We start from the raw sequence: 7,052 nt of genomic DNA on the forward strand, positions 1-7,052 counted from the left end.
ATGGACTGGGTAGACTCGGTGGCGACCTGCGCGATGCTGTTTTCAAAGTCAAAATTCGTCAGGTCGGTCAGGCCGGGTTGGCCGGCCTTTACCACCACCGGCGTTACCGTACAAAGGCTGGTGACAAGCGCGCAGAGCACCGCCGCCAGAAGCAGATATACCGTCACCGAAAGCATCCCTTGAAACCCATTGCTATTCTTCTTTATAAAGCCGATCACTGTGACTTCACCTCCCCGCTGATTATCTATTTTTCCAGCATGTGCTTCCCTTCACCGCTCATTGAGCTGCCTGCTATATTCCGTCAGGTCAAATTCCACTTTTTCAGACTTGGCCTTCAAATAGGCGGGCAGCGTCTCGCCCCGGAGCCTTTCCGCAAAGCTTGCCCATTCATTGAAGTCTGGCTTGCTCATGGTCTTTTTCAGCACTCTGGCGTAATACTTTTTGTAGGCGCGCTGGTGCAGCTTCCAGACATCGTTGTTGTCAGTCTTTGTCTTAAAGCTTTTGGCCGAACCCACCTCGCGGCAGGTTTGCCCAGACTCAAAAATGCCATCGCAATATTCATAGTGGAAGCCCTTTTTCAGAAGAAAATACCGTCCACAGAGCTTGCACTGCTTGGGAACGAAGCCCTTTAGGATACCTTTAAAGAAATCCGTATAGAGAAAATCAATTAGCCGTGTGAACCCTATCCGCTCGAATAAAGCCGCCCTTCCGCTGTCGTCCTCTAAAAGCAGATATTGAAGCTCGGAAACCGCCGCCGTTCGGCTATCCGCCGCACCCATGGTTTTGTCCGCCACAAAAGCGCTCATGCCGTTCTTGGCAATTTGCTGAATAAAGTTTTTATCCTTCCTGTAACTCGCATCCTTTAAAAAGCTGCGGTACCGCTCCAATAGCTCCAAGTCCTCCAGCAGGGCGGCGTACTCTGCTTCCGTTACATCACTCAACCTGTCCGGGGTGGGAAAATCGCGGAACAGGGGCATCTCCAGAATCATCTCATTTAATTTATCTGTACCGCAGCCTTGTGCTACGGCCTTTTTGTATTGGGCCACATCGTAATTCAAAAAGGCGGTGAAAAGCTCGTTGTACTTGTAGCTCCGCCTGTCGATTTCAATATGCGCCTCCCCGAACAGAACATCAAACGAAAAGAAGCCGGTAGTGTCCGGAAACAAGTCTTTATAAAATTGCGCCATGGGCTCACCTCGATAGATAACGGATTTCATGCAGTAGAGTATATGACTATACTATCTCATTTTCTATTTTCAAAGTCAAGTTGCTCTGTTAGCATAATGGTAGATAATATAAATTAAAAATAAATTATCTATAGAAAAGCGGATGAAACATGTCAAAGAAATTAGAAACCATGGATGCTCAACCCCTGATGACCACACCCATGGAGCCGCTGAGATTTATTGTAAGCCGACTGATACTCCAAGGGCGGCATATTCTTGCGGGCGCTCCAAAAGTCGGTAAGAGCTGGCTGGCGCTCTGGATTTGCCTGCAGGCGGCAAAGGACGAAGCGGTCTGGGGCTTTGAAACCAGAAAATGCGAGGTGCTCTATCTCTGTCTGGAGAATGGCCTCGCCAGAATACAAAACAGGACAGAAAACACCGCCGCCCTCATCTGCACCGGCAGGGATATCGAAAGCCGGGAATTGTTTTTGGGGTTCAACAAAGATACTTTCCTTTGGGAGCTGCTCCAACCAATTGAGGAGGCAGAGCAAAAAGTGGACGAGGCAATTTTTCTGCTCTCTGACTTTATGAAATCGGCGGTTGTGTTTACCGGAACCGCCACTGAGCTTGCGGAGCGGCTCAAGCTGTTCAGCGGAACGGATTGTCCACCGGCGGTGCTGAAGAAGAAAATCATCAAGCACATGGAATACCTTCAGAGAAACAGTATTTCCTATTCTGATCAGCGCAGCTTTGAGCGGCGTGAATTTACTCTCCGTTATGACGGCAATGACGGCATGACGGTAGAAAACGCCCCCACAAATTTGCCTTCTTTGCCGTCACAGCCGTCAGGAGATGAGTAAGCACCGCACGTTGCCCCCTGTGTCGCCCCGTGTGCCACTTTGACGGACGAGGTGGCATCCCTCAGGGGGGCTTTGTGCGGAGCTGTAGGAAAAGGAGCCGCTCTATCCACAAAGTCGCCACCTCCCATGGTAAAAGGGATGAGCAGGATAAAGTCAGGTGACCGCAAGCGGCCCCCTGACGGTCACAGCGTCCCGCATAAGCGGGGCGCGGGAGCGGGTTTTTACGGTGGTCGGAGAAGTGCACGGAATGGAAATGGGTATTCCTCCGGGAAGTCCGGGGGCCGAGAAAAGCCGAAGAATCCACCGCTTTCACGGAAGTCTGGAGCGGAAATCAAGAAAAAAGGAGCGTTGCAAAAATGAATGACGACAACAAAACAAAAGTAGGGATTCACATGAAACCGGAATTGCTTCGGCGGGTAGATGCGGAATATCCCCCTACAATTACCCCAACCGCAGCGCCTTTGTGGGTGCGGCCGCCGAGTTCTATCTCGGGTATCTTCACAGCCAGAACGACACCTCTTACATAAACAAAACCACCCTCGTTTTTCTGGAGAATCAGGTAACAAAGCTGGATGCAAAAATCTGCCGACAGCTGTTTCCACTGTGTGTGGAGCTGTCCATGGTGGCTCATGTGACTGCAGCAACCGTCTCTGGGGCCAATAAGGAAACGCTGAAACGTTTTCGCAAAAAGTGTGTGAAGGATGTAAAAAACACCATCGGCAACATCCGCTATGACGACATCTATGCCTATCAGCATACAGATACAGAGGAGGATGACGATGCCTGAGACAGAAAAATAACGGTGTCCTTGCCGGGCGATACCCTGAAGCTGGCCGATGAAAAATATGCCGATTTTGGTTTTGCAAACCGCTCCGAGCTCATCAACGCCGCCCTCCGGGAATACTTTACCCGCGATATGCTGCGGCAGTTTACCGGCGAGCTTGCGAGTGTCTACCAGCAAATTGAGCGCAGTGAAATCAAGGAGCTGGAGCGGCATCTCTCCAAGCTCTCCTACAAAATTGCCGTGGAACTGGCACAAATCTATATGCTGCTGGCAACCGGCATGGATATTCCCTATGATGTTGACCGCAGCCTGCGGGGAAAATTTGTTTTCTGGCTTGGTGTTCTGTGCTGACTGCGGAAAGCCCCTCGTCCTGCACCGGGCGCACACGATGGATGCCATTAAAAACAACTTCATGTGCTACACCTACAAGAAAAGGGGCGAGGAGGTCTGCTCTTCCCACTACATCCGGGAACATGATTTAATGCGCATTATTCTTGACGATCTACGCAGGGTCACCCATTTCGCCAGACAAAAAGAAGCCCTCTTCGCAGAGTATATCAACCGCAAAAACACCTTGGAGCTGCGGAAAGAGGTGAACAGTCTGCAAAAAGAGCTGGATGTGGCACGACGCAGAGATACGGAACTTACCGCACTTTTCAAAAGACTCTACGAGGACAACGTGCTGGGTCGGGTGACCAATGAACAGTTCCGCATACTGTCCGCTGATTACAACGAGGAGCAAAGGGCTCTGCGGGATGTGATCCCTGTCAAGGAGGCCAAGCTGCAAAAGCTGATAGTTTCCGTCGCCAATGTGGATGCTTTTATTGAAAAAGCGAAGCGGTACACAGAGATTCGTGAGCTGACCCCAGAAATCCTGCGGCTCTTTATTGCAAGGATTGAGGTGGGCGAAAAGAGCACCAAATACTCCCGTACTGCGGAGCAGGCAATCCGCATCGTCTACCGGTATGTGGGTATCATGGACAGCATTCAACAGGTCACCGCAGAAAAGGCGGTGGATACTCAGACACAACAGGAGAACATTGCTTAACAGCGCAAGGCGGACAGCTTGCGCTGCCCGCCTTGTACATAGGAACCCCGGTTCCCAATCTGTCCCTTTGAACGAGAACAGTAGAGAACAGCGGCTTTGAATTTTCAAAACCGCTGTTTGCATGAAAGATAGATTATGACATAGACATACTCCCGCCAAGCAACAGTTTTTTCTTTTCCGCTTACGCTATGGGGCTCTTCATCTGTTTTTTTATTACTAAATAAAGATTAACTTGTCCTGAAACAAAAATCAAAATAATATTAACTGAATGGCACCACTCAATGCACCCAAGCATCCTATGACAATACAAATCCATCCAGCTATTTTTTTGCCTTTAAATGCTTGTTTTCTCAAAAAAAATAATATGATTATTCCAATCATTAACAACAGTAAGCTTACAATTATATTAAGTTGTAAATTAAAACCTCCAAATATACTTTCAAGTATATTATCAATAAATCTTTCCATTACTCTACCTCCATACGATTTACTTTTTTCATAAGCGCTATCGTAACAACACTTCCTGCAATAACTGTAATACACATAAAAATAATTGAAGCAATATCGCTTTTGTTTATATCCATTGTAGAATTGAACATAATATTACAAAATACAGAAGATAAAAGTACTGCGGACACAATAGTAGTGGGCACGGATTTTTTTATGAACCCTATGCCCATTGCCATAATGCCGATTTCTGCGGCAGTTATAGCCATAATCCCTGTGACCTTTGCCGCTCTAAGCATTGTCTGTGCAGATAGCGTCCCTACAACAAACGGATAAATGGATTCGGATACACCGAATATTCCAAAAGCCATTAAGTTGCAAATACTCATCGCCAGCATTGTGAACAAAAAGATGACTGCCAGTTTTGCAAACAATATTTTTGCTCTTTTGACAGGATAGGAAAAAAGTAGAATCGCTCGTTTTTCTTTGTATTCATCTATAACAAACCTTGTATACATAATTGAAGAAAGAGTTGCAAATACAGCCATGCTAAGCATAGAAAATAATGAAATGATATTGTTATAACTTGCAAATATTTTCAGATCTGGGTCAGGGTCTATGTGAGGTGCATATGCAAACAGATAAATGAAACCAAGCATTATAATACTGGTAATTATACTTGAAATAACATAAATCTTCATATTATTCCGTTTAAGTTCTAATTTCATAAGTTTAAACAAGTTTAGCACCTCCGTTCATAATATTGAAAAAATAGTCCTCTAATCCATTTGGAAATTGTTTTTTCACTTCGGATAGAGTGATTTCTTCTACAACCACTCCGTTCACAATAATGCCCACAATATCTGCGACATGTTCCATTTCACTAAGTATATGGCTGGATATTACGATTGTCATATCCTGCTCATCTTTAAGTCGTATAAGTAATTCACGCATTTCGCGTATCCCCATTGGGTCAAGTCCGTTAATTGGCTCGTCCAGTATCAGAAGCTTAGGCTTATGTACCAACGCTCTTGCTATTCCCAGCCTTTGGCGCATTCCTAATGAGTATTTAGACACCGGTTGCATATTTGTTGCCTTAAGCCCAACCATATCTAAGATTGAGGGTATATCACCAACAATATCCATATAGGCCAAATGAATTTCCAAGTTTTCACTCGCGGATAAATGTTCGTAAAACACAGGAACCTCAATAATACTGCCAATGTTTTTTAATATTTCATTTTGGGAAGACATAACGTCCATACTCAAAATTTCTATTTCCCCTGCCGTCGGTATAAGAAATCCCATCAGCAATTTGAATATCGTAGTTTTTCCTGCTCCATTTGCTCCCAGCAAACCATAAATACAACCTTTTGGAACATGGATATTACAACCTTTTATCACCTCCATCCCCGAAAATGTTTTTATAAGATTATCAGTCTTTACCGCCATTACATTGCTCATATCTTTTCCCTTTCGTATAATTTTTCAACAAATTTTAAATAGCTTGCTATTAGTTCATCAGTTATAATATCAGCACCCATCTTTATCAATATCTGTTGAAGAAAATTCAAACGCCCCATTAAACGTGACAGATCACACGCAAATATAACTGGATCACACCATATATTCATGAGCAAAAAGAAAATCTCAGCGCATTCGTCAGGAAATTGAGTTGTAATAGAGCCGTCTTCTTTTCCCTCACGCATTATTTTAGCAAAAATCGGGGCACTCTTATTTACACCTTCCTGCATAGTCGCTACAATAAAATATGGATTTTGAATTTGAGTAGATAAAACGCTGTCCAAAGAATGTGCTTGTTGATCGTTCAGATTCTTCTCCAATATTTTTATTAACTTTTCTTTAGCAGTAAGTTCCTGCATCTCATCAATCCATTGGTATAATGTTTGCTCTACATATTGGAATTGTCTGTTTATGACCTCATTGAAGATATCTTCTTTAGATTTGAAATGATGAAAGATTGCGCCTTTTGACATGCCTAAAGCAGCAACAATATCTTGCATACTCGTTTTATCATATCCTTTTTCAATGAATAACTTGGCTGAGACGGATATAATAGATTCTACTGTTTGTGTTGGATTGTTTTTTCGTGCCATTTTAATCCTCCCATAATAAAAACCGACCGTTGGTATTTTTTATTGTAGTATTTATCTTTTCCTGTGTCAAGTACTAACCTTGCATATATTTTATTTGTATTTATGGTTTTTCACTAACCGGCAAGGCTGGGGAAGCGCCTTCCCAAAACCCTGCGACTTCAGGACAAGTTGGGCTTGTTGATAAACCACTGTTTTAGGATTTTAGCAGTTTAAAAAGTGTCTGTTTACAGGGGGTTAGAAGATTAATTTTCTAAAAAGGCACTTTGTCCCCGCGACAAACTTAACAACAGGCGGCAAAGGCGGTATAATTAGAGTATACATTACCGTCTGTTGGCTGTTGGAAAGAGGGGTCACTATGAAAAGACAGCCTGACAAGAAAATATATTTATATGGTCGATTAAGCCATGAGGACGAGTTACAGGGGATTCCGACAGCATTATCAATCAGCGCAAAATCCTTACCAAGTACGCGGAGGAAAACGGCTTCACTCCTTACGAGTTCATTTATGATAATGGGTATTCCGGGGCCGATTTTGAACGCCCCGCACGTTCCTCCGCCTCATGCCGGTCCAGCCGACCCGTGTAGTCTGTTGTCTCGCGCTGGGACAGCACTTTTGTATTTGCCTTAAAG

The 7,052-nt window shown here is 44.4% G+C and carries 9 protein-coding genes; 4 read left to right on the top strand and 5 right to left on the bottom strand.

Annotation, left to right across the window (positions count from 1 at the left end; genetic code table 11):
• Nucleotides 1–269: 269 nt before the first annotated feature.
• Nucleotides 270–1,217 carry a DUF6076 domain-containing protein gene (locus RTU96_RS14175; protein WP_312637294.1) on the bottom strand — a complete coding sequence of 316 codons (948 nt, stop codon included), beginning with the start codon at nucleotides 1,215–1,217 and terminating at the stop codon, nucleotides 270–272.
• Nucleotides 1,218–1,336: 119 nt separating this feature from the next.
• Here RTU96_RS14175 and RTU96_RS14180 point away from each other — a divergent pair, with 119 nt between their 5' ends.
• The 4 genes from RTU96_RS14180 to RTU96_RS14195 all read left to right on the top strand — a co-directional run bounded on the left by RTU96_RS14180 (nucleotide 1,337) and on the right by RTU96_RS14195 (nucleotide 3,858).
• Nucleotides 1,337–2,026: an AAA family ATPase gene (locus RTU96_RS14180; RefSeq protein ID WP_312637295.1), complete on the top strand. Its 690-nt coding sequence runs from the start codon at nucleotides 1,337–1,339 to the stop codon at nucleotides 2,024–2,026.
• 463 nt (nucleotides 2,027–2,489) lie between these two features.
• The gene (locus RTU96_RS14185; protein ID WP_312637297.1) at nucleotides 2,490–2,813 is read left to right on the top strand and encodes a hypothetical protein; all 324 of its coding nucleotides are present in this window, start codon (nucleotides 2,490–2,492) and stop codon (nucleotides 2,811–2,813) included.
• A gap of 21 nt (nucleotides 2,814–2,834) precedes the next feature.
• Nucleotides 2,835–3,161 carry a ribbon-helix-helix domain-containing protein gene (locus RTU96_RS14190; protein ID WP_312637298.1) on the top strand — a complete coding sequence of 109 codons (327 nt, stop codon included), beginning with the start codon at nucleotides 2,835–2,837 and terminating at the stop codon, nucleotides 3,159–3,161.
• Nucleotides 3,106–3,858 carry a DUF4368 domain-containing protein gene (locus tag RTU96_RS14195; protein WP_312637304.1) on the top strand — a complete coding sequence of 251 codons (753 nt, stop codon included), beginning with the start codon at nucleotides 3,106–3,108 and terminating at the stop codon, nucleotides 3,856–3,858. The genes RTU96_RS14190 and RTU96_RS14195 overlap by 56 nt, the downstream gene beginning before the upstream one ends.
• A gap of 249 nt (nucleotides 3,859–4,107) precedes the next feature.
• On the opposite strand, the gene RTU96_RS14200 is transcribed toward RTU96_RS14195, so the two are convergent.
• Genes RTU96_RS14200 through RTU96_RS14215 form a run of 4 tightly spaced genes read right to left on the bottom strand, consistent with a single transcriptional unit; the run spans nucleotide 4,108 to nucleotide 6,422 of the window.
• Entirely contained in the window at nucleotides 4,108–4,326 is a 219-nt protein-coding gene (locus RTU96_RS14200; RefSeq protein WP_312637299.1) for a hypothetical protein, read from the bottom strand.
• Nucleotides 4,326–5,045, bottom strand: a complete 720-nt coding sequence (locus tag RTU96_RS14205) for an ABC transporter permease (RefSeq protein ID WP_312637300.1) — start codon at nucleotides 5,043–5,045, stop codon at nucleotides 4,326–4,328. The genes RTU96_RS14200 and RTU96_RS14205 overlap by 1 nt, the downstream gene beginning before the upstream one ends.
• Nucleotides 5,038–5,769, bottom strand: a complete 732-nt coding sequence (locus tag RTU96_RS14210; protein ID WP_312637301.1) for an ATP-binding cassette domain-containing protein — start codon at nucleotides 5,767–5,769, stop codon at nucleotides 5,038–5,040. The genes RTU96_RS14205 and RTU96_RS14210 overlap by 8 nt, the downstream gene beginning before the upstream one ends.
• The gene (locus RTU96_RS14215) at nucleotides 5,766–6,422 is read right to left on the bottom strand and encodes a helix-turn-helix domain-containing protein (RefSeq protein ID WP_312637302.1); all 657 of its coding nucleotides are present in this window, start codon (nucleotides 6,420–6,422) and stop codon (nucleotides 5,766–5,768) included. The genes RTU96_RS14210 and RTU96_RS14215 overlap by 4 nt, the downstream gene beginning before the upstream one ends.
• Nucleotides 6,423–7,052 lie beyond the last annotated feature (630 nt).

The organism is Oscillibacter sp., assembly GCF_032018205.1.
Taxonomy (GTDB): domain Bacteria; phylum Bacillota; class Clostridia; order Oscillospirales; family Oscillospiraceae; genus Oscillibacter.